The 19,885-nt window shown below is 62.6% G+C and carries 19 protein-coding genes; 7 read left to right on the top strand and 12 right to left on the bottom strand.

The window, feature by feature from the left end:
- Positions 1 to 8: 8 nt before the first annotated feature.
- From AABB87_RS13085 to AABB87_RS13065, 5 genes are all read right to left on the bottom strand, one after another.
- A complete protein-coding gene (locus AABB87_RS13085) occupies positions 9 to 2,351 on the bottom strand; it encodes a methyl-accepting chemotaxis protein (protein WP_341971641.1) in 2,343 nt (780 codons plus the stop codon).
- Positions 2,352 to 2,527: 176 nt separating this feature from the next.
- Positions 2,528 to 3,106: a chemotaxis protein CheW gene (locus tag AABB87_RS13080; RefSeq protein WP_341971640.1), complete on the bottom strand. Its 579-nt coding sequence runs from the start codon at positions 3,104 to 3,106 to the stop codon at positions 2,528 to 2,530.
- Positions 3,103 to 3,474 carry a response regulator gene (locus AABB87_RS13075; protein WP_058718643.1) on the bottom strand — a complete coding sequence of 124 codons (372 nt, stop codon included), beginning with the start codon at positions 3,472 to 3,474 and terminating at the stop codon, positions 3,103 to 3,105. Before AABB87_RS13075 ends, AABB87_RS13080 begins: the two co-directional genes overlap by 4 nt.
- A 69-nt stretch (positions 3,475 to 3,543) precedes the next feature.
- Positions 3,544 to 3,963, bottom strand: coding sequence for a response regulator (locus AABB87_RS13070; RefSeq protein ID WP_058718642.1), 420 nt, complete (start codon positions 3,961 to 3,963; stop codon positions 3,544 to 3,546).
- Positions 3,964 to 4,065: 102 nt separating this feature from the next.
- Positions 4,066 to 4,218: a rubredoxin gene (locus AABB87_RS13065; protein WP_058722014.1), complete on the bottom strand. Its 153-nt coding sequence runs from the start codon at positions 4,216 to 4,218 to the stop codon at positions 4,066 to 4,068.
- Between the two features lie 244 nt (positions 4,219 to 4,462).
- On the opposite strand from AABB87_RS13065, the gene thiD reads away from it, so the two are divergent.
- The 5 genes from thiD to AABB87_RS13040 all read left to right on the top strand — a co-directional run bounded on the left by thiD (position 4,463) and on the right by AABB87_RS13040 (position 9,757).
- Complete coding sequence (thiD, locus tag AABB87_RS13060; protein ID WP_341971639.1) at positions 4,463 to 5,458, top strand: bifunctional hydroxymethylpyrimidine kinase/phosphomethylpyrimidine kinase; 996 nt, start codon at positions 4,463 to 4,465, stop codon at positions 5,456 to 5,458.
- Between the two features lie 102 nt (positions 5,459 to 5,560).
- Positions 5,561 to 6,847 carry a glutamate-1-semialdehyde 2,1-aminomutase gene (gene hemL, locus AABB87_RS13055; protein WP_341971638.1) on the top strand — a complete coding sequence of 429 codons (1,287 nt, stop codon included), beginning with the start codon at positions 5,561 to 5,563 and terminating at the stop codon, positions 6,845 to 6,847.
- 20 nt (positions 6,848 to 6,867) lie between these two features.
- Positions 6,868 to 7,542 carry an HAD family hydrolase gene (locus tag AABB87_RS13050; protein ID WP_341971637.1) on the top strand — a complete coding sequence of 225 codons (675 nt, stop codon included), beginning with the start codon at positions 6,868 to 6,870 and terminating at the stop codon, positions 7,540 to 7,542.
- Positions 7,543 to 7,594: 52 nt separating this feature from the next.
- On the top strand, positions 7,595 to 8,968 hold the full coding sequence (gene mpl, locus AABB87_RS13045) for a UDP-N-acetylmuramate:L-alanyl-gamma-D-glutamyl-meso-diaminopimelate ligase (RefSeq protein ID WP_341971635.1): 1,374 nt from the start codon (positions 7,595 to 7,597) through the stop codon (positions 8,966 to 8,968).
- A 147-nt stretch (positions 8,969 to 9,115) separates the two neighbouring features.
- A complete protein-coding gene (locus tag AABB87_RS13040) occupies positions 9,116 to 9,757 on the top strand; it encodes a hypothetical protein (protein WP_341971634.1) in 642 nt (213 codons plus the stop codon).
- Between the two features lie 592 nt (positions 9,758 to 10,349).
- On the opposite strand, the gene AABB87_RS13035 is transcribed toward AABB87_RS13040, so the two are convergent.
- The 3 genes from AABB87_RS13035 to AABB87_RS13025 all read right to left on the bottom strand — a co-directional run bounded on the left by AABB87_RS13035 (position 10,350) and on the right by AABB87_RS13025 (position 14,681).
- Entirely contained in the window at positions 10,350 to 10,595 is a 246-nt protein-coding gene (locus tag AABB87_RS13035) for a YdcH family protein (protein WP_058718637.1), read from the bottom strand.
- 74 nt (positions 10,596 to 10,669) lie between these two features.
- Complete coding sequence (locus tag AABB87_RS13030; RefSeq protein WP_341971633.1) at positions 10,670 to 11,680, bottom strand: transporter; 1,011 nt, start codon at positions 11,678 to 11,680, stop codon at positions 10,670 to 10,672.
- 172 nt (positions 11,681 to 11,852) lie between these two features.
- Positions 11,853 to 14,681 carry a zinc-dependent metalloprotease gene (locus AABB87_RS13025; RefSeq protein ID WP_341971632.1) on the bottom strand — a complete coding sequence of 943 codons (2,829 nt, stop codon included), beginning with the start codon at positions 14,679 to 14,681 and terminating at the stop codon, positions 11,853 to 11,855.
- A 265-nt stretch (positions 14,682 to 14,946) separates the two neighbouring features.
- Here AABB87_RS13025 and AABB87_RS13020 point away from each other — a divergent pair, with 265 nt between their 5' ends.
- Complete coding sequence (locus AABB87_RS13020; protein WP_341971631.1) at positions 14,947 to 15,609, top strand: YqiA/YcfP family alpha/beta fold hydrolase; 663 nt, start codon at positions 14,947 to 14,949, stop codon at positions 15,607 to 15,609.
- Here AABB87_RS13020 and AABB87_RS13015 read toward each other — a convergent pair.
- Complete coding sequence (locus tag AABB87_RS13015) at positions 15,606 to 16,160, bottom strand: GNAT family N-acetyltransferase (protein ID WP_341971630.1); 555 nt, start codon at positions 16,158 to 16,160, stop codon at positions 15,606 to 15,608. The genes AABB87_RS13020 and AABB87_RS13015 overlap by 4 nt on opposite strands.
- A 72-nt stretch (positions 16,161 to 16,232) precedes the next feature.
- On the opposite strand from AABB87_RS13015, the gene AABB87_RS13010 reads away from it, so the two are divergent.
- On the top strand, positions 16,233 to 16,997 hold the full coding sequence (locus tag AABB87_RS13010) for an SOS response-associated peptidase family protein (protein WP_341971629.1): 765 nt from the start codon (positions 16,233 to 16,235) through the stop codon (positions 16,995 to 16,997).
- 6 nt (positions 16,998 to 17,003) lie between these two features.
- On the opposite strand, the gene AABB87_RS13005 is transcribed toward AABB87_RS13010, so the two are convergent.
- The 3 genes from AABB87_RS13005 to AABB87_RS12995 all read right to left on the bottom strand — a co-directional run bounded on the left by AABB87_RS13005 (position 17,004) and on the right by AABB87_RS12995 (position 19,813).
- A complete protein-coding gene (locus AABB87_RS13005) occupies positions 17,004 to 17,657 on the bottom strand; it encodes a glutathione S-transferase family protein (protein ID WP_341971628.1) in 654 nt (217 codons plus the stop codon).
- 53 nt (positions 17,658 to 17,710) lie between these two features.
- Entirely contained in the window at positions 17,711 to 18,889 is a 1,179-nt protein-coding gene (locus AABB87_RS13000) for a hypothetical protein (protein WP_341971627.1), read from the bottom strand.
- Between the two features lie 138 nt (positions 18,890 to 19,027).
- Positions 19,028 to 19,813 (bottom strand): EAL domain-containing protein, encoded by a 786-nt coding sequence (locus AABB87_RS12995; protein WP_341971626.1) that lies wholly within the window; start codon positions 19,811 to 19,813, stop codon positions 19,028 to 19,030.
- Positions 19,814 to 19,885 lie beyond the last annotated feature (72 nt).

The raw sequence follows: 19,885 nt of genomic DNA, 5'->3' as shown, positions 1-19,885 counted from the left end.
CCCTTGCCTCAGGCAACCTTGAATCGGGCGACCGAGGCCTTCAAGGCTTCGGCGGAACGCGACAACTCATGCACCATCAGGGCGGTGGAACGTGTGCCCTCACTGGTCTGCTCGGTCACCGCAAAAATGTGCTGAATGTTCTCGGCCACCTCGTTGGCGGAAGCGGCTTCGCGCAGCGCTTGGGTGGAAATCTCAGCGATCAGGCCGTCCAGACGACGCGACACGGTGTCGATCTCTTCCAGCGCCTTACCGGCCGCGTCAGACAAACGCGTACCTTGCACCACACCGAGTGTGGAGCGTTCCATAGCGGCCACGGCGTCATGCGTGTCGGTCTGAATGGTCTTGACCAGGGCGGCGATTCGGCGTGTGGCGTCGCCCGAGCGTTCGGCCAGGCGTTGCACTTCTTCCGCCACCACCGAGAAGCCGCGACCGGCTTCGCCGGCCGAGGCGGCCTGAATGGCCGCGTTCAGCGCCAGCACGTTGGTCTGTTCGGTAATGTCAGAAATCAGCTCGGTGATCTCACCAATTTCCTGCGAAGACTCGCCCAGTCGCTTGATGCGCTTGGAGGTTTCCTGAATGTGGTCGCGGATGGAATTCATACCGCTGATATTGTTCTGCATCGCCTGCAAGCCCGACTCAGCAGCCTCACGCGACTGGCGCGCCACCGTGGCAGTGGCCTGCGCTTGGGTGGACACCTCATTGATTCGGCCGGCCATCTGCAGCACCGCTTCACCGGTGGAGCGAATCTCGTGCAGCTGCTCTTTCGATGCCGCCAGCAGGTCGGTCGAAGTCTGGTCAACTTGGCCAGTCGTGTCGGTCACGCGAGCGGCCGTGGTCTGCACCTGGCTCACCAGATTGCGCAGCTCTTCCACCGTGTAGTTCACCGAGTCAGCGATGGCGCCGGTGATGTCTTCCGTCACCGTGGCTTGTTGGGTCAAGTCACCCTCAGCCACCGTCTGCAACTCGTTCATCAAACGCAAAATAGCGGCCTGGTTGGCGTCGTTGACGCGCTTGGCTTCACGCTCTTGCGTTTCAGCTTCTTGCTTTTGCGACTCGGCCATGGCGGCACGTTGGGTCTGGCCCGCCACATACAGGCGCAGGAAACCCAAGGCACCCACCACCAGCGCCGCCAGGGCGGTCACCATCAGGGCAATCAAACCCAGATTGGCGCCACCGGCCGATTCCAATTCCTGCGCGACTTGTTCCAGGCCTTTGCGCAGCGGCTCGGCATCGGCCAAGATGCTGGTCTGCGCTTCACGCGCTGCCACCAGGCCTTGCAAGCTACTCAGAATCACCTGGGCTTGGCTACGGGTCAGCTCATACTGTTTCAGCAGAGTCACCAGACGCGCCTTGAGGGCGGCGTCTTTGACGCTATTGAGGTGCAACTCAGGGTTGCCGTTGATCAGCGCTTCGGTGATCAGCTTGAAGGAGTTCAAGTCCTTGCCCAGCAAGAACACGGCCTCAGGGCTCACGCCTTCTTGCGTTTGGAATTCATTGGCGCTCTTGCCGATGCGCTGGGTCAACATCACCAGCTGACCGGCGGCGGCGATTTCCGCCGTTGAAGCACCTTGCTGCAAGGCATCTGCCGATACGGTTTCCGCGCTTTCCAGCAGGTCACCGCTTTGCTTATTGATTTGGCGCAGGGCCTGGCCCACTTCAATCAGCGCCTTCTCCTGCGACTGCACCATCTGGCCGCTTTGCTCGGCGCGCTGCACCAGCGGCAAAATTGCATCCAAGCTGGCAGTCACGCTGGCCGGCGCGGCAGCCAAGCTGCCTTCACCGGAGCGCAGGTCTTTCACCACGCTGGCCATGCTGCCCACGCTCTCACGCAATTCAACGAATGCTTCGGGCTTACCCACCAAGGCGGATGTGACCGACTTAGCCATACGCTGCGACTGCATCAAGGCCTGGCCGGTGGCGCGCACCTGAGCGGCGCTGCGCGAGCTTTGCAAAATGGTCACGCCGACCGTCGCCGCCGTACCCAACAAGCCCACCGCCACCATCGCGGTAAACAGGGCTTGCTTGCGAGCGCTGGCGACCTTGCCTGCCTGCGCGCCATCTGCTTGCTCCATCGCAGCCGTCGTGGTGCTGGAGAAATTGGTCGTGGCCGGGAATTCAGCGCTGCTGAACTCGGTCGGCGTCGCCTCCGAAATGATCGATGAGATGGGTGCAGAGGCTGCGGTGTCCGCACCTTGGCGGTCAACGTCAAGGTCCAGGCCCTGACGGCCCGTGGCGCCCTGGGCTGTAGCCAGGCCGCTTGAGCCCGTCATGCCCGCCAATTCAGCCGCCCCAGTGGCAGCCTGGTCGGATTCGTTCTTGCCCAGCTTTTTGATCTTGTCCAGGAAGCTCATCTCACCCTCTTGCTCTCGAAAATTTCGCCGATCTTGACTGGCATCGGACTCAAAACTGTTGTCTATCGGCCAAACTGGCCGTCAAATTTTTAGGCAACTCGCTAGCCACACAGCCAGCCACGGGTCGCCACAAATGCATTCAGGCCTTCGCAAAGGCCTGATCTCGTCGCCTGAAATCAGACCACGACTTGCAAAAACTGTTCATGTTTAGAAAGGGCATCCAAATGCACTTGTTGCCACGATCGCCCTGTCTCGTCCAGCATGCGCGGGCCGGCAAAACGCGGTCGGCGCAGGCCTTCAGCGCCCGCTTGGCTCGCTGGATCAGAGGTATCCAGGCGCAGCTGGTCATCACCGCGCAGGCCGGCCAAACGGTCCACCAGCAAAGCGCAGTTGCAATTCAGTTCAGGATTCAGCGACACCAGGCGAGCCTGGCTGGCTTCCACCCGCGCTTCGCCGCGCTGCTCGGCCAAAGGCGTCTGCGCATCGCGCAAGCCCAGAAACACCGCCAGATCCACCACCGTGAACAAGCCGCCGCGCAGATTGGCGAGCCCTGCCATCCAAGGCTTGGCATAAGGCAAAGGCTTGAGCGGCACGGGCGCGAAAATTTCCGCCGCATGCTTGAGGGAGAACAGCAAGCCATAGCCCGCACATTCCACCGCCAGCCAGCTGGCACCGGTGCCGGTCTGCTCACGCGCCTGTTGCATGCGGTGAGCTAGGCGGTGCTGCAGTTCGCGCAGCGCTTCTTTATTACTCATGCACCACCGAGGGCACGAATCTTGGCCAGCAACTCCTCGGCCTTGACGGGTTTGACAACGTAATCACTCGCACCCTGGCGCATACCCCAGACCTTGTCGGTTTCCTGGTTCTTGCTGGTGCACATGATCACCGGAATGCCTGCATAGCGCTCATCGCGGGTGATGGCGCGGGTCAGCTGAAAACCGTTCTGGCCGGGCATCACCACATCCATCAGGATCAGGTCGGGCTTTTCTTCGCCCAGGCGCTTGAGCGCCTCTTCGCCGTTTTCGGCCGTACGGACTTGGTAGCCACGCTTGCCGAGCAATTCACTCAGCACATGCAATTCGGTTTTCGAATCGTCAACCAACAAGATTTTCATAATGGTCATAGGTCCTCCTCAGGCCGCTCTGCCGAGCAAGGTGTCAATATCAAATGGGATCCGCGCTCGATGCAGGCATCAAGCGCCACGGCGGTGCTGCTGCACGGCCTTAAGCAACTGGTCTTTGGTAAAGGGTTTGGTGAGGTAGTCTTGCGAGCCCACCATGCGGCCGCGCGCCTTGTCGAACAAACCATCCTTGGAGGACAGCATGATCACCGGCACAGCCGCGAACTGCGGATTGCGTTTGATGATGGCGCAGGTTTGATAGCCATCGAGCCGCGGCATCAAGATGTCGCAGAACACCAGATCGGGCCGGAAGTCGCTGAGCTTGGCCAGCGCATCAAAGCCATCTTCGGCCAGCACGATGTCGTGGCCGGCTTGTTTGAGGAAAATCTCGGCACTGCGCCGGATTGTGTTGCTGTCGTCAATGACCAGCACTCGTGCTGCAGCAGCAGGAGTACCGCTGTCAAGACCGGTAGGACCATCAGGAACTTGCACGCCAAGCCTCACTCTTCAAAGCCAAACGGTTCAGGGCAAAAGCCCGGCAGCATAGCCAGCAAAGTTACTGACCGGCAGCTAGTCAACCCTTAGCGGATCGACTTAGATACGCACCATTTCAAAGTCATCCTTGCGCGCGCCGCACTCAGGGCAGGTCCAATTCATATCCACATCGGCCCACAGCGTTCCCGGCGCGATGCCGTGTTCAGGATCGCCCGCGGCCTCGTCGTAAATCCAGCCGCAGATCAGGCACATCCAGGTACTTGCTTCGCTCACGGTGTATATCTTTTTGCTCACTACAATGTAAAGATTGTAGCCACGCAGGCCCCAGCAACTTCGTGACGAAATAGGCAGTGATGCAGAGGCAATTCTCAGGATTTGCCCCAAAGCAAGCCCGAATTGCAACTGCTTGTAATAACGCCCACGTTCGCTGAACCCGCGTGTTCTAAATCGCCTGCGGCCAGCCGCTTTGCCCGACCCTGACCTTGCGCCGCAAACTATGAGCAAAATCGATTCCAAAGTCCCACCGGCGGGTGCCGTTGATGGGGTACTCAGCGAAGACGAGCAAGCTGCCCAAGCCCCCGCCTGTGTGATGAGCTTCAACGCCAGCGAAGCCAGCGGTGCCAGCGGCCTGGGCGGCGACATCGCCACCATCGCCGCCATGGGCGCGCACTGCCTACCCATCGTCACCGCCATCATCTTGCGCGACACCGCCGAGGTGTTCGAGCACCAGACCCTGGACACCGACACCATCTCCGAGCAGGCCCGCCTGATTCTGGAAGACATCCCCATCACCGCCTGGAAGGTGGGCTTCCTGGGCAGCGCCGAGGGCGTCAGTGCGGTGGCCGAAGTGCTGTCCGACTACCCGGACGTGCCCCTGGTGGCCTATCTGCCAAATGTGGCCTGGCTGGATGAAGAACAGCAGCAAAGCTATCTGGACTCCTTCCGCGAGCTGATCCTGCCGCAGACCCATGTGCTGGTGGGCAATCACAAGACCCTCACCGACTTCCTGCTGCCCGACTGGGACAACGACCGCCCCGCCTCACCGCGCGAGTTGGCCGTGGCCGCCGCCCAGCATGGCGCCGCCCATGTGCTGGTCAGTGGCATCAATCTGCCCAATCAATTCGTCGACAACGTGCTGGCCACCTCGCAAGGCCCAATCACCGGCGAGAAGTTCGAGCGCTTCGACATCAATTTCGTCGGCGCCGGCGACACCCTCTCGGCCGCACTGGCCGCCTTGTTGGCAGTGGGCGCGGATATTCACGCCGCAGTGGGCGAGGCGCTGTCCTTTCTTGACCAGGCGCTGGACGGTGGTTTCCGCCCCGGCATGGGCAATGCGATCCCCGACCGCTTCTTCTGGGCCCTGCCGCCTAATGAAGAAGAGGAAGCCGCGGCCGCCGCCGAAGCTGCTGCAGCCGCCGCGCTGGACGAGCCCGGCAGCCTCAGCCTGGACGATGCCCTGCCCAGCAGCCGTCCGCCCAAGCGCATGCACTGATTGATTGATTGTTTGACTGATTAACGCACCAACTGTTTGACCGCTTGCCCTCAAGTCTTGAACCAGGGCAGGCACCCTTCCCCATTTGCGATTCTTCTAGCCATGTCGAAAAACCAAGTCCTGTTCGAACGCGCTCAGCGTGTCATCCCTGGCGGCGTCAACTCGCCCGTGCGCGCCTTCCGCGCCGTCGGCGGCACACCGCGCTTCATCACCCGTGGTGAAGGCGCCTACATCATTGACGCCGATGGCAAACGTTATATCGACTACATCGGCTCCTGGGGTCCGATGATTCTGGGCCACGGCCACCCGGCCGTGCTGGAAGCCGTGACCAAGGCAGCGCAAGAAGGCTTCTCCTTCGGCGCGCCGACCGAGCGTGAGATCGAACTGGCCGAAGAGATCCTGAAGCTGGTGCCCAGCATGGAGCAAGTGCGACTGGTGTCATCCGGCACGGAAGCCACCATGAGCGCCATTCGCCTGGCGCGCGGCGCCACCGGCCGCAGCAAATTCATCAAGTTTGAAGGCTGCTACCACGGCCATACCGACGCACTGCTGGTCAAGGCAGGGTCAGGTCTTGCCACCTTTGGCCACCCCACCAGCGCCGGCGTGCCGGCTGAAGTGGCGCAGCACACCCTGGTGCTGGAATTCAACCACCTGGCCCAGTTGGAAGAAGCTTTTGCCCTGCACGGCAAGGAGCTGGCCTGCGTCATCATCGAGCCCATCGCCGGCAATATGAATTTCGTGCGCACTCAGACCGCTTATATGAAGCGCCTGCGTGAGCTGTGCACCGAGTACGGCGCCCTGCTGGTGCTGGACGAGGTGATGACCGGCTTCCGCGTCGGACTGCACAGCGCACAAGGCATGTATGCCGAGTTGATCCCCGGCTTCAAGCCCGATATCAGCGTCTTCGGCAAGGTGATCGGCGGCGGCATGCCGCTGGCCGCCTTCGGCGCCAGCCGCGAGATCATGAAGCACCTGGCCCCGCTGGGCGGCGTCTACCAAGCTGGCACCCTGAGCGGCAACCCGGTCGCCACCGCCTGCGGCCTGGCCACGCTGCGCGAAATCCAAAAGCCGGGTTTCTTTGAAGAGCTGTCGGCCAAGACGCGCCGCCTGGTCGATGGCCTGGCGGTGGTCGCCAAAGAGAACGGTGTGCCCTTCAGCGTGGATTGCCAAGGCGGCATGTTCGGCTTCTTCCTGATGGACCAGCTGCCGCAGGAATACCAGACCGTGATGACGACCGACAAGGAGCGCTTCAACCGCTTCTTCCACGCCATGCTGGACGCCGGCGTCTACCTGGCCCCGGCGCTGTACGAGGCCGGATTCGTCTCGGCCGCCCACAGCGAGGCCGACATCCAGGCCACGCTGGACGCCGCCCGCCACGCCCTGCGCTAAAACTCGCGCCACCACCCGCCATGCCGCACACCGGCCGCCGCTTCACCGCGGCCATCTTCGATATGGATGGCCTGCTGCTTGACTCCGAGCGGCCCATCCGTGATGCCTGGTTGCGCCAGAGTGCGGCGGCGGGCACACCGCTCAGCGAGGCCGACTATCTGCTGACGGTGGGCATCAATCGCCGCGACTGCTTGGCCGTGCTGGCCGACAAGCTGGGCTCGCATGCGCATGCCGAGGCCATGTACGAGGCCGTGGACCGCGAGGTCGAGGCGCAATTCCAAGGCCAGGGCTTTGCCTTGCGCCCCGGCGCCCTGGCCTTGCTGCAAACCCTGCATTCAAATGGCGTGCCCTGCGCGGTGGCCTCCTCGACTCGCCACGCCGAAGTGCTGCGCCGGCTTGGGCTGGCTGGCTTGCTGGGCTTTTTCGGCCCTATCCACGGTGGCGATCAAGTCGCACGCGGCAAACCCCACCCCGATCTCTTCCAACTGGCCGCCGGCAGCCTTGGCCACGCGCCCGAACAGACCCTGGTCTTTGAAGATTCCAGCTACGGCGCCCAGGGCGCGCTGGCAGCCGGGGCCGGCGTGGTGCTGGTGCCCGACCTCAAATCCCCCGACCCGGCGACCGCGCCGCGCTGTCTGGTGCTGAACTCGCTCGAAGCCGCCCTGCCCCTGGCCGGACTGTGGTTCGCTGCCTGAGCCTGCCCTCTCCGCTAAGTTTCGCTCCCGTTTCTGAAGATTGACGACGACCATGCATATCCACATCCTCGGCATTTGCGGCACTTTCATGGGTGGCCTGGCCGCCCTGGCACGCGAGGCGGGCCACCGCGTCACCGGCTGCGACGCCAATGTCTACCCACCCATGAGCGACCAGCTGCAAGCCCTGGGCATTGAGCTGACCAGCGGCTTCGGCGCCGAACAACTGGCCCTGGCGCCCGATATGTTCGTGATCGGCAATGTGGTCACACGCGGCGAGAAATTCCCGCTGATGGAAGCGATTCTGGACGCCGGTCTGCCCTACACCAGCGGCCCGCAGTGGCTGGCCCAGCATGTGCTGCAAGGCCGCCACGTGCTGGCCGTGGCCGGCACACATGGCAAGACCACCACCACCTCCATGCTGGCCTGGATTCTTGAACATGCCGGGCAGCAACCCGGCTTTCTGGTGGGCGGCGTGCCGCAGAACTTCGGCGTCAGCGCCAAGCTGGGCAGTGGCAAGGCCTTTGTGATTGAAGCCGATGAATACGACACCGCCTTCTTCGACAAGCGCAGCAAGTTTGTGCACTACCGCCCGCGCACGGCCGTCTTGAACAACCTCGAGTTCGACCACGCCGACATCTTTGCCGACCTCGGCGCCATCGAAACCCAGTTCCATCATCTGGTGCGCACCGTGCCGGCCAATGGCCGCTTGGTGGTCAATGCCCGCGAGGAAGCACTGCAGCGAGTGCTCGGGCGCGGTTGCTGGAGCGAGGTGGTGCGCTTCGGCGGCCGCAAAGAAGAGACCGGCGTGCTGCGCGCGCGCGGTGAGCCGCAGAGCTTTGATGTGCTGCGCGGCAGCCTCAAGGTGGCGCGGGTGGAGTGGGCGCTGTTCGGCGAGCACAACCAACTCAACGCCCTGGCGGCCATCGCCGCCGCCGAGCATGTGGGCGTGGCGCCTGAGCAATCCGCCGCCGCCCTGGCCGAATTCCAGAATGTGCGCCGCCGCATGGAGCTGCGCGGCGAAGTGGGCGGCGTCAAGGTCTACGACGACTTTGCCCACCACCCGACCGCCATGCGCACCACCGTGGGCGGCCTGCGCCGCCGCATCAAGCCGGACGAGCGCATCCTGGCCATTTTTGAGCCCCGCTCCAACACCATGAAGCTGGGCACCATGAAGGCCCAACTGCCCTGGGCGCTGGAAGAAGCCGACCTGAGCTTTTGCAACCAGCAAGGCCTGGCCTGGGACGCCAAAGAAGCGCTCGCTCCCATGGGCACCCAAGCCCAGGTCGGCGCCGATGTCGACGCCCTGCTCAGCGCCGTTTTGCAGGCGGTCAAACCCGGTGACCATTTGCTGTGCATGAGCAATGGCGGCTTTGGCGGCATTCATGAAAAGTTGCTGGCGGGCTTGAAGGCGAAGTTTGGCGGCTGAAGGTTTATTGCCTCTCGTTTCACCTTAGGCCAGGAAAGCAATGTGAGTATTCAATACGCGCCGGAGAGGATTCCAGCAGTAAGAGCTTCCTCTTTTTCCCAGGCATATGTCTAGCCGCCGCGAACAATTTCAGTTCAATCCCGCAAGATGCTCCCTAAACCAACGCCCCTCGAACGAGCAGCCGGATCTCTTCCACTTGAGGTCGCATTGACCACGTTTGGAGCCGCAGCCGGAGGAGTATTGGCTCCGCTATTGCCTGGTCTGGCTAATTCGATTGCAGCCAAAAGACAGGAAGCGCGAATTTCTGCAGCCATGCAGGAATTGCAAGAAATAGTCGCGAGGAACGAGCAATCGATCCGTGACTTGTCTGATGCGCAGTTCAAGCTGATAAATGAATGCGTCTTGGCGGTACTCCACACGACTGATGAGCAAAAGATTCAACAGTTGAAGCTCGCAGTTCAGAACTGCCTAACGCAAACCGAACTTGAGGCTAGTGAAGCGATCATTCTCGGGCGGGTTCTGCGCGACTTGTCCGCGGCAGAAATTGCGTTTCTGGTTGATACATTTCAATACGAGGGTGGAATTCGACTAGTTGAAGCGACTGAAGCCACAATCGATGGGCCGAGTACGCTTCGCATCCCCATCAATAGCCCAAGTGCCTTACTCGTTTCAGGACTTATGTCACTCGGACTACTCGTCCCTAGCGAAACGGGCTGGGGCGGCACCGGCAATATGACCTTCTCTCGGTCTTGCGCAAAATTGTTGGCTCTCCTCAAGACTGGAAACTAAGAAAGCCGCAGGCGGCCCTTGTACTTCAACGGCATCAACTGCATTACCGTCCATTCACCAATTGATACCACTGCGCATTGCGCAGCCCAAGCTGTAGTGCCCCCACTCCCGATTCCTAAACGCCAGCAAGTTTCCGCTCCTCACCCAGTCTCGACGGGATTTGAATACAGTCAAGCCTCGCTGCGCGTCGGCTTGAGGCGCGGCGCGCTGGTGGTTTTGGCTTTGACGGAGGCGACGCGCAGCGAGCCGTTTGGGGCTCCCCGTGTTGCCTGGGCGAGGAGCGCAGGATTCGACGGGCGGCGCGCAGCGCCTTCAAGGGCTGACTTCGCGCCCCCTGTTTGAACGGAGCGTAGCGCAGTGAGTTGGGCGCGGCCCGGCGAAGCCGAGCACCGCAGCGGACCCCGCAAGGGGCCAGGCATTCGGGGCGGTTTCTTTGCCTACTTTCTTGGGCGCCCAAGAAAGTAGGTCGCCCGCCGGGGCGAAATCCCGGCTGGGCCGTAGATCATTCGAAGCCGAGGAATAGCGAAAGACGCTGGAGCAACTAGCGCCTCGGACTTAGCAGCCCGTCAGAGAACTTGAGTCGGGCTCGGACTTAACCCTTCGCCAACTGATACAGCTCATCCTTCAGCCGAGCCCGCTGCTGCTTCATCGCATGCAAGGCGTTGTCTTCAATCGCCTTGACGCCAAGTTCGTCTTGGCTGATTTGCTTGTCCAGCGCGTCGTGCGATTCAAGCAGCTTGGCGAAATGCGCATTTTCCTGTTTGAGCAACTTGATGCGCTCGGCCAATTCAGGAAACTCGATGCTGAGTGCGTGAGGGAGCAGGCTGCTGTTGTGCATGTCTCAAATTCCTTTGTTTGAATCGCAAGGGATCGCATCCCAAGTATTGCACGCAGGCATTCAAGCCCATCTCCCTACTCCCGATTCCTGAACGCCAACCACCCCGCCACCACCGTGAAGGTCAGGATGATGAGGGCGATGATGGCGAAGCCGTGGGGATGATCAGCGAGCGGGATGCCGCCCACATTCATGCCCAGCATGCCGGCGATGATGTTGATAGGCAAAGCCAACACGGTCACCACGGTCAGGGTGAAGACGCTGCGGTTGGTTTGCTCGCCCACTTGAGCGGACATTTCTTCTTGCAAGAGCTTGATGCGCTCTTGCAGCGCGGCCAAGTCGCGGATGACGATGCTGAATTCCTCGGTGCTTTGGCGAAGTTCGTCCAGATCATGCGGCGTGACCCAGGGCGGCGGCTGGCGCAGCAGGCGGAACAAAGCGCCGGGCTCGGGCGCCAACAGCCTTTGCAAGCGCACCAGCACCCGGCGCAGCTTGCCCATATCGGCGCGTTTTTGTTGCAAATGGCCTTGCAGCAGCGCGTCTTCCACCCGGTCAACCTGCAAAGTAGCATCGCGCACGATGCGCACCAGCACATCGCCCTGGTCCTGCATCAGATGGTTCAACAGCGCGACCGAAGAGCCGAAGAGCGCACCATCGCGCACCGCCTGGCGCAGCCGGTCGATAGAGCGCAGCGGATGCACACGGGCGCTGACGGCCACGCGGGGGTTGACGTTGACCCACAGGCTGGCGATCTCGGAGGGGTCAAAGGAAAACTCGAAGGCCACATCGTTGACAACGGCGATCAGGTTGTCGGCCGCGTCTTCGATGCGGGTGGAGCGCGAGCCTTCGCGCAGCGCGTCGAAGAACTCCGGCGGCAGGTCCAAATGGGACTGCATCCATTTCTCGGAGGCGGTATCGGTCAGGTTGAAATGCAGCCAGATGAACTCGCCCGGGGTCTCGGAAGGACTCTTGGCCAGCCATTGCATGGCCTCGCCCAGTTCGATGGCCCGACCCTGACCCTGGTGCGTGAACAAGAACCCGCAAATCAGTGCCCGGTCTTCGACCGCAAAGGTGTACGCCATCGTCATCAAACCTCACTCAAATCACTTCCGCGCCTGGATTGTTCCAGCGAATTAAGTCAAAGGCCCGCTGCCTTGTCACAAGACTGCCTTGCGGGCAATAAAAAAGGCCGGCGCTTGCGCACCGGCCTTTGCCATTTTTTCCTCGCAGCTGACTCTCGTCAGCCGCGAGCCAGGCGTCTTAGACCCGCTGCATATTGGCGCGCAGCACGGTGGACAGGGTGTCCAGGCTTTCGGCCAGATGGGCGCGGGTTTCAACCGAATGGCCGCCCTTGGCCAGCGCGTTCTTCAGGTCAGCTTGCAGTTGCACCGCATGCAGACGCGCCAGCGAGTAGGCATCAGCCAACACGCCAGGGCCGCCGCCCTTGGTCAGCACGGCCTGCAAGCGCTTCAGATGCTCGCGCTGCAAATTGCGACGCAGGCGGTCGATCTCGGTGCCGCTCTTGAGCTCGCTCCAGATCGTGCTGTTGAGCGTGGCATAGACCTCGCTGAGCGAGATCAAACCCTTGCGCTGGTTCTCAGGCACATAGGACGGCAGATCCAGCAAGCGCATCGCGGTGTTGCCGCTGAGCAAGCGGTCCAGCGCCACCAGCTGCACGCGGGCCACAGCCGCCGGCACATTCAGCGGGCCGCCACGATCCCACTCGTTGTAGTCGATGGTCAGGGTGCTGAGGAACTCAGGGCGGAACTTGAAGCTGTCCACACTGAACAGACCCGAGGCCAGGAACTGCAAGGCCTCGCGCTGCTTGGCGGGCTCCACCGGCTTGAAGCTGGCGCGGCCAGTGCTGCCAGGCAGATCGCGGGTGGCATACATGCCGCCCACATACTTGCCCACCAACTCGGAGGAGCGGAACAGCTGATTGAAGCCGCTGACCAGGGCACGGCGCTGGCGCAGTGGGTCATCACCAGCCTCGGGCTTGCGGTCCTGCACGCGGGCCCACAATTCCTTGGACAGCTTCAGGCGCTTCTTGTAATAAGCCAGCGGGTCATCGCCGAGGTCGAAGCGGTTGGCCGTCGGGTCCATGCCGTCATAGGGGCCGAAGCCGCCGGCATCGCCATCATCGGCATAGGCCAGCGCCGGCTCGATGCTGCGGGCCGCGATCTTGGCCAGCTCGGCCGCCTCGTTCTCCACCGCGATGGGCTTGTAGGCGTACTCGATGGCCCAGTAGTCATACGCACCCAGCTGGGTGTTGTTGATCGTGGTGGGCGCCTCGCCTTGCAGCGGGATGTTGTAGGCGTTGTAGTCCATCACCGAGCCGGAAATACCGTTGGCTTCGGTGAAGGCCTTGTCCTTGAGCTGCGCCTGCGTGATGGTGGTGGAGGCTTTGAAGTTGTGCTTCAGGCCCAGGGTGTGGCCCACCTCGTGCATGATCACATCCTTGATGCGGGCGAAGATGAAGGCATCGGCCTCGGGGCTGTCGGGCGCGATCTCGCCACGCGCTTCCAGCACATCCAGGGCGAAGTCCAGCTCAACAGCGGCTTCGTGGGCGTAATTGCAATAAGCATGGTCCGCGCCGCCGGCCTTGGCGGCCAGGCTCAGCGGGGCCTGGCTCAAACCGGCCGACATGCCGGGGCCCAGGTCTTCGCTGATGAAGGCACGGCCGCCGCGCACAAAGATATCGCTCATGCCGATGTCGGCATCGATGATTTCGCCGCTGCGTGGGTCCGCATGGCTGGGGCCAATGGCGAAGCCCACATCGGCGCCAACAAACCAGCGCACCGAGGCGTGGTCGGCGTCCATATTGTCCCAATTGGCATCGTCGGGCTGCTGCTTGGCCACCACGGCGTTTTTGAAGCCGATCTTCTCGAAGGCCTTGTTCCACTCCACGATGCCAGCCTCGACGGCGGGGCGGTACTTGGGCGGAATGTTCTTGTCCATCCAGTAGGTGATGGGCTTGACCGGCTCAGACAGCGCAGCTGCCGGGTCGGCTTTCTCCAGGCGCCAGCGCTTGACGTAGTGCACGCGCGGGTTGGGCTTGCTGTCCTTGCCCAGGTCGGTGAAGCTTTCCATGAAGTGGCCCAGGCGCGGGTCGGTTAGGCGCGGCGCCATGGCAGTTTCCGGCAGGGCCGTGAAGCTGTAGACGAAGCTGACGAACATGCTGCGGGGGTCAGGTGTTGCCTGCGGCGGTGTCGGCACCGGCACCGGCGGGGCCACCAGCGGCGGCGCAGGGATGCGCGGGGTGAAGAAGTGCATGCGAGCCGTCAGGGTGCTGAGCTTGGCGTCGGCGCGGGTGGCTTCGAAGTAAGAATTGCTGCGGTCAGCCGCGTAAGGCAGGCGGTAGGCCATTTCCAGGCGGGTCGACAGGCCAGGAATATCGTTCAGGAACATGCCGGCGTCGATCAGCACCGACTTACGCTCGGGGTGCTCGGCGCTGGCCACCGTGCCTGCGGCCAGCAAGCTGGGCGAGAAAGCTTGTTGCACGGCCAGCTTGCCGCCGCCTTCGGCGCGGAAGGCGGTGTTCAAGGCCACCAGTTGGATCTGGTTGCCAATGCGGCGCCATTCCACCAGTTGGTCCATGCCCATCTGGCTGGCGTAGAGACCACGCTCACCGACGGCGTTAGCCACGTTGGCGGTGAACATGAAGGGCTTGCCGATCTTGTCCTTGGGGATTTCCAGCCAGACCTTTTCATCCTTGCGCCAGATCGGGAACAGGCCGTCTTGCGACTTAGCTTCCTTGATCACATCGGCGAAAGGCTTGGGCGCGGTGGGGTCAGCGGGCGGGCGCGGCGGCTGGCCGGCGGCTGATGCAGCTGCACCGGGTGCGGCAGGAGCGGCAGCGGCCTTGGCGGCTGGCGTGCCATTGGCAGCGGCAGGTGCTGCAGGCGCAGCGGGTGCGGCGTTAGCAGCGGCAGCGGCCGGTGCGGTCGCCGAAGGCGTGCCTGCGCAAGCGCTCAGCAAAGCCACGGCAGCGGCGACAGCGCTCAAACCCACAGCGCGGCGGAGAACCGGAGCCGTAGCCGGGGCCGGTGCCTGCAACAGCACGTCTTTGGCATCAACAAAAGAACTCATTCAGACCATCCTTGGACCGTTTTTTGAAACAAGGCCCGCGCCAGCAAAACGCTGCGCAGGCCGACAAATCAATCATCGCATGCACGCCCATCGGCCAAAACCTCACAAGGCCAAGCTGGGGCATGGGCTGGGGCATGTGCATGCGCGTGAAGCCCGCAACTGTCCCCGCTCACCCGCCCGGCGTCAATTGCGAATACCGCCGTTCGCACAGGCCATTCCACGCTTTGTCGCAAGCGCGCCGCGCGCCCTGCCTACACTGCGGGGCATGAACGATGTTTATCCGGGAACACCCCAATACCTGGCCGCTTCGGCAGATTCGCAGCAAGTGCCAGCCCCCCGCTGCACGCATCTGCTTTACCTGCACGGCTTCCGCTCCTCACCCCGCTCGGCCAAGGCCATGCGCATGGCGCAATGGGTGGCGCAGCACCGCCCTGATTTGCACTTCGCCTGCCCGCAGCTGCCGCCCTCTCCCGCCGAGTCCATGGCCTTGATGCAGGAATTGACGCAGGGCTGGCCGCTGCACAGCAGCGCGCTGATGGGCAGCTCGCTGGGCGGTTTCTACGCCACAGCGATGGCCCAGCAGCCGGGCTGGGAGGCAGTGCCCACCGTGCTGCTCAACCCTGCGGTGGACCCGGCCCGCGATTTGGCCGGCTACATCGGCGAACAAACTTGCTGGCAAGACCCGCAGCAGCGCTTTTTCGTGCGCCCCGAATTCATGGGCGAGTTGCAGGCCTTGGACGGGGGTGAGCTGCGTGCGCCGGCACGCTTTCTGGCCGTCATCGCCAAGGGCGACGAGGTGCTGGACTGGCGCGAAATGCAGGCCCGCTACGCCAACTGCCGCATCCACTTATTGCCCGGCTCGGACCACGGCCTGACGGCTGACTTCGAAGGCCTGTTGCCCGAGCTCAGCGACTTCTTGCGGCTCTAAGGCCCGTCAGGCAGATCGTCTGCAAGCGCCGCATGCCGCTCGAAATGCAGCAAGTCATGCCAGACGCCGCCCAGCTCAAAACTGCGGCGCGAGTGGCCGTACTGCACAAAGCCGTGGCCCAGCAGCACCCGCAATGAGCCGGTGTTGTCAGGCCTGGCGCTGGCCTCCACCCGGGCCAGGCCCAATTTGCCGAAGGCCTCGGCCAAGACCAGGCGCACGGCCGCCTTGGCGAAACCGCGGCCCTGGTGGCCCTCACCCACCCGGTAGCCCAGGCTGGCGGCGTGGAAGTGGGCACGCCGAATCTGGCTCAGATTGACCCGCCCGACCAGGGCGCCGCTGCCCTGCTCGCGCAAGAGGAACTGATAGGCCTGATCCTCCAGCGCCTCACACTGCGCCGTCATCACGGCCGCCACCACGCCCTCGCGGCTGTAGTAGCTGGCCGGCCTGGCATTGATGCGCGACTCGAAAAAGGCCCGGTTCGCCTGCTCAAAGGCCAGCATTTCGTCCACATCGGCCAAGCTAGGCGCGGCCAGGTAAACCAACTCAGACATCGAAGACCTTTCTACTTGGCAGGCATGGGCTGAGCGCTTAGGCCCAGCTTAGCGCTACATTCTCCAGCCATCATGTGCAACCTCCACCATGTTTCGCCCAAGGAAGAAATCGAGCGCTACTTCCGCGCCAGCCTGCACAGCAGCTTGCAGGGCGACGCCTACCCCGGCGTGGCCGTAGGCCCGTTTGGCAGCGGTGTTTTCATACGCGCAGGTCTGCCCAATTCGAGCGGAGGCAGCACACGCCTGGCGATGAAGGGCCAGTGGGGCATGATCGCGCCGCGCGCGGCCAGCGCCAGGCCGGCTTCGCGCGCCATCCTGACCAATAACGCACGCATCGAATCGGTGGACCAGCGCCCCACCTACCGAGACGCCTGGGCCAAGGGCCGGCGCTGCCTGATCGCAGCCGCCAGCTACCAGGAGCCCAATTGGGAAACCGGCCGCAATATCTGGTGGACGCTGCGCCGCGCCGATGGCGCGCCCTGGGCGTTGGCCGGCATTTGGAGCGAATGGGTCAACCCGGAGTCGGGCGAACTGGTGCCCAACTTCAGCGTGCTAACGATGAATTGCGACGGCCACCCGCTGCTGGCTCGCCTGCACAAGCCCGACCCCAAGCTGCCGGACGATGCGCAAGACAAGCGCAGCGCCATTCCCATCCAACCTGAGTTGTGGGACTTGTGGCTGCACGGCCCGCAAGAAGAAGCCTGCCGTGAGGTTTTGAAGCTGCCAGCGGCCGAGCTTTTCGAGCCCTCGGTCACACAGGAAACCGATGCCTTGCTGGCACGCTTGCGCGCCGGGCCCCAAGGGCCGGCGGAGCCGCAGCAGGGCTTGCTGCTTTAGAGCGACTTAAGGCATGCCATTGCGCCCATGGGCCAGAAAGCCGGGGCGCTGGCTCAGTGTTTCGTAAAAGGCCTGCACCGCAGGCAGCACAGGTCTTTGCTCGGCCGGCAGAGGCGCCATCATCCAGCGATGGGTGGACAAGCCCAGCACGATGTCGGCCAAGCTGAAGCTGTCACCCAGCACAAAAGGCCCGCCGCTGCGCTGCAGCTGCGCGTCCAGCATCTGCATATGCCGATGCCAGTTGGCGATGCCCGCGGCCAGTTGCTGCGGGTCAGCATGCGCGGGGCTTTGCCGCACCAAGCTCATGAAGGCATAGCGCCAGGAATTGTTCAACTCGGTTGCTTGCCAGTCCATCCACTGCTCCACCCGCGCCCGGCCTTGCGGGTCGGCAGGCAGCAAGTCAAAGCGGCCCTGGCGCAGCGCCAGATAGCGGCAAATGGTGTTGGACTCCCACAGCACAAAGTCGCCATCACGAATCACCGGCACCATTGCATTGGGGTTGAGCGCCAGGAACTCAGGCACCTGGGTATCGCGCTCGCCCGAGCCCCAGACTTCGTGAGCGATGGGCAAGTCCAACTCCGCGCACAGCCACAAGACCTTGCGCACATTGATGGAACTCGCCTTGCCCAGAACGCTCAATGGCAATGCCGCTGAATTCATGCCGTGATCCCTTTTCGTTTCAGTCAAATTCCGAATGAACAGGCCATGCCCATTCACTTCGCGGGCTTGCGCGCCAACTGCAGCCCCATGTCCTCGCGCGCCACGTTGTAGCTCCACATGAAAGGCAAGGTGCTGCGCGCCGGCAGGGCCGCATAGGCCTTGGCCAGCTCGGGCTGGGCGCGGTAGTTGAACAGGCCGATGGGTTTGCTGTAGTTGCCGAACAGCTCCACCCGGTAGCCGGCATCGAGCAGCGTGCGGTAAGGCAGGCCGGTGTCGTCCTGCACGATCACCGGGCTTTTACTCAGCACCAGAGCCGTCATGTTCGAGAACTCAGGGCCATGCATCAGATAGGACGCCGCCTTGAGCAAGGTCGCCGTGGGCGCATGCTTTTCCATATAGCGCGGGAAATAGGGGCGGCGCTTGAGGCCTTCGTCGGAAGCATCAAAATTGGCATAAAACAGGGTCTGCACCTTGTTGCTACCAGGGAGGCTGAAGCTAAACAGCACCGCGCGCGGCACCCGTTTGCGCGGCTTGGCTTCTGCCGCTGAAGCGGGGGCGGCATTTGGGTCGGCCTTGGGATCAATCGCCGCGTCGCGCGTTCTGTACTCGAAAAAGGGCGTGCCATCGAGCGATTTGTACTCGATGCCTTTCAGCTCATACCCCAGGCGCGCCAGCGTCACGCTGATCAAGGGAATCACGCCGTCCAGCTTCTTGGAGCGGAAATCCTTGCTCATGTACTGCGTGACAAAGAAATTGCGACGGAGCAAGTATTCCTGCGACTGATTCATCGCCTTGACGAACTGCTTCACCTCGGCCGCCGGCTTATTGCTCAAATTCGGCAAGGTGCCCACGGGCTCCAGCCCAAACAAGATGTAGTGCTGGCAGCTCGGGAACAGGGTCAAGGCATTGAGCACATCCGGCCCGCCGAAGGGGTAGAACAAGGTCTTGCAGGCGGTCTGTTCCGCCGCCAGCTTGGCTTGCGAGAACTTGCGCATCTCGGCCAGCTGGCCCTTTTTCAGCGCCTCCCAGGTGGCATTGGTCTGCGCGAACAAGGCCGCCAATTCGGGGTCAGTGACCGGCGTCTGCCCGGCCAACTGCTGCGCCTGAAGCGTCAAGGCATTCGTGGCCGCCGCGGCTTTGAGCGGCAGCACTGCGGTCAAGGCCAGCACCGACAAGCCGGCCAGCAAGGTAGAAAGTTTGAGATTTTTCCGCAGAGTGGGGTTCGTCATCATCAGGCAGCTGAGTCAAGGCCGCCAGTTGAACATATCAAATGACGGACTCGCGCTCGGCCACGCAGAGGCTGCCCCATAGACAGCCTTATCTTGCTAAGCACCCCCGCGAATCAGTGGCGCCCAAGAAGGCAGCTGCGTCTATCGCGCCACAGGCCAGGCCACCGCATCCGGCAGCGTCAGCGCGCGAAAGCCCGGGCGGCCAAACAAATAGCCCTGCATCAAGGTCACACCCTCATGGCTGAAGAAGTCGCGCTCGCCCACGGTCTCGATGCCCTCGGCGATGACGGCAATCCCCAAGTCCTGGCAGATGCGCAAAATGCCGCGCGCGATCGCCTGCCGAGATCGACTGCCGTCAACACCGCGCACCAGGGCCATATCGAGCTTGATCAGCTCGGGCTGAAAGTCAGCCAACAAGGTCAGGCCGGCATAGCCCGCGCCGAAATCGTCGATGGCGGTCAAAAAGCCGCAGCGCTGGTATTCGCGCAGGATGGAAGCCAGCCATGGCCCGTCTTCCACCCGCTCGCCCTCGGTCACCTCGAAAATGATGCGATCCAAGGGGAAGCCGTTGACGCGCGCCGCCTCAAGCGTGGTGCGGATGCAGACCTCGGGCTTGTAAACCGCGTTGGGCAAGAAGTTGATGGACAGCCGGGTCTCCAAACCCAGCGTCGCCGCCGTCTTGATGGATTTGACCCGGCAGGCTTGGTCAAAGCGGTAACGGTTGCCTTCGTTCACCTGACTCAGCACCGAACCAGCGCCTTGGCCTTCAGGGCCGCGAACCAAGGCCTCGTGCGCCCAAATGCTTTGCGAGGCCAGATCAACAATGGCTTGATAGGCAAAGTCGAAGCGAAAGCTCAGCTTGTCAGCATCGCCGCAGCCGCCACAGGGGGAGCCATCGTCAAGCTGAATGAAGTTAGAGGCAGTCATGGCTGAACAGTCCTTTTAGCAATTGAACTCGCTCCATCCACTGGCACAAGGGCACGTCATTCATCGTCGAGG

The sequence above is a fragment of the Roseateles sp. PN1 genome, assembly GCF_038419725.1.
Taxonomy (GTDB): Bacteria; Pseudomonadota; Gammaproteobacteria; order Burkholderiales; family Burkholderiaceae_C; genus Paucibacter_A.
This window is presented reverse-complemented; position numbering and strand designations above follow the sequence as displayed.

Excerpts from the sequence above, each read along its gene's own strand:
- AABB87_RS13085 (WP_341971641.1), bottom strand. The coding sequence starts at position 2,351 with ATGAGCTTCCTGGACAAGATCAAAAAGCTGGGCAAGAACGAATCCGAC.
- AABB87_RS13080 (WP_341971640.1), bottom strand. The coding sequence starts at position 3,106 with ATGAGTAATAAAGAAGCGCTGCGCGAACTGCAGCACCGCCTAGCTCAC.
- AABB87_RS13075 (WP_058718643.1), bottom strand. The coding sequence starts at position 3,474 with ATGACCATTATGAAAATCTTGTTGGTTGACGATTCGAAAACCGAATTG.
- AABB87_RS13065 (WP_058722014.1), bottom strand. The coding sequence starts at position 4,218 with ATGTGCCTGATCTGCGGCTGGATTTACGACGAGGCCGCGGGCGATCCT.
- thiD (WP_341971639.1), top strand. The coding sequence starts at position 4,463 with ATGAGCAAAATCGATTCCAAAGTCCCACCGGCGGGTGCCGTTGATGGG.
- hemL (WP_341971638.1), top strand. The coding sequence starts at position 5,561 with ATGTCGAAAAACCAAGTCCTGTTCGAACGCGCTCAGCGTGTCATCCCT.
- AABB87_RS13050 (WP_341971637.1), top strand. The coding sequence starts at position 6,868 with ATGCCGCACACCGGCCGCCGCTTCACCGCGGCCATCTTCGATATGGAT.
- mpl (WP_341971635.1), top strand. The coding sequence starts at position 7,595 with ATGCATATCCACATCCTCGGCATTTGCGGCACTTTCATGGGTGGCCTG.
- AABB87_RS13040 (WP_341971634.1), top strand. The coding sequence starts at position 9,116 with ATGCTCCCTAAACCAACGCCCCTCGAACGAGCAGCCGGATCTCTTCCA.
- AABB87_RS13035 (WP_058718637.1), bottom strand. The coding sequence starts at position 10,595 with ATGCACAACAGCAGCCTGCTCCCTCACGCACTCAGCATCGAGTTTCCT.
- AABB87_RS13030 (WP_341971633.1), bottom strand. The coding sequence starts at position 11,680 with ATGACGATGGCGTACACCTTTGCGGTCGAAGACCGGGCACTGATTTGC.
- AABB87_RS13025 (WP_341971632.1), bottom strand. The coding sequence starts at position 14,681 with ATGAGTTCTTTTGTTGATGCCAAAGACGTGCTGTTGCAGGCACCGGCC.
- AABB87_RS13020 (WP_341971631.1), top strand. The coding sequence starts at position 14,947 with ATGAACGATGTTTATCCGGGAACACCCCAATACCTGGCCGCTTCGGCA.
- AABB87_RS13015 (WP_341971630.1), bottom strand. The coding sequence starts at position 16,160 with ATGTCTGAGTTGGTTTACCTGGCCGCGCCTAGCTTGGCCGATGTGGAC.
- AABB87_RS13010 (WP_341971629.1), top strand. The coding sequence starts at position 16,233 with ATGTGCAACCTCCACCATGTTTCGCCCAAGGAAGAAATCGAGCGCTAC.
- AABB87_RS13005 (WP_341971628.1), bottom strand. The coding sequence starts at position 17,657 with ATGAATTCAGCGGCATTGCCATTGAGCGTTCTGGGCAAGGCGAGTTCC.
- AABB87_RS13000 (WP_341971627.1), bottom strand. The coding sequence starts at position 18,889 with ATGATGACGAACCCCACTCTGCGGAAAAATCTCAAACTTTCTACCTTG.
- AABB87_RS12995 (WP_341971626.1), bottom strand. The coding sequence starts at position 19,813 with ATGACTGCCTCTAACTTCATTCAGCTTGACGATGGCTCCCCCTGTGGC.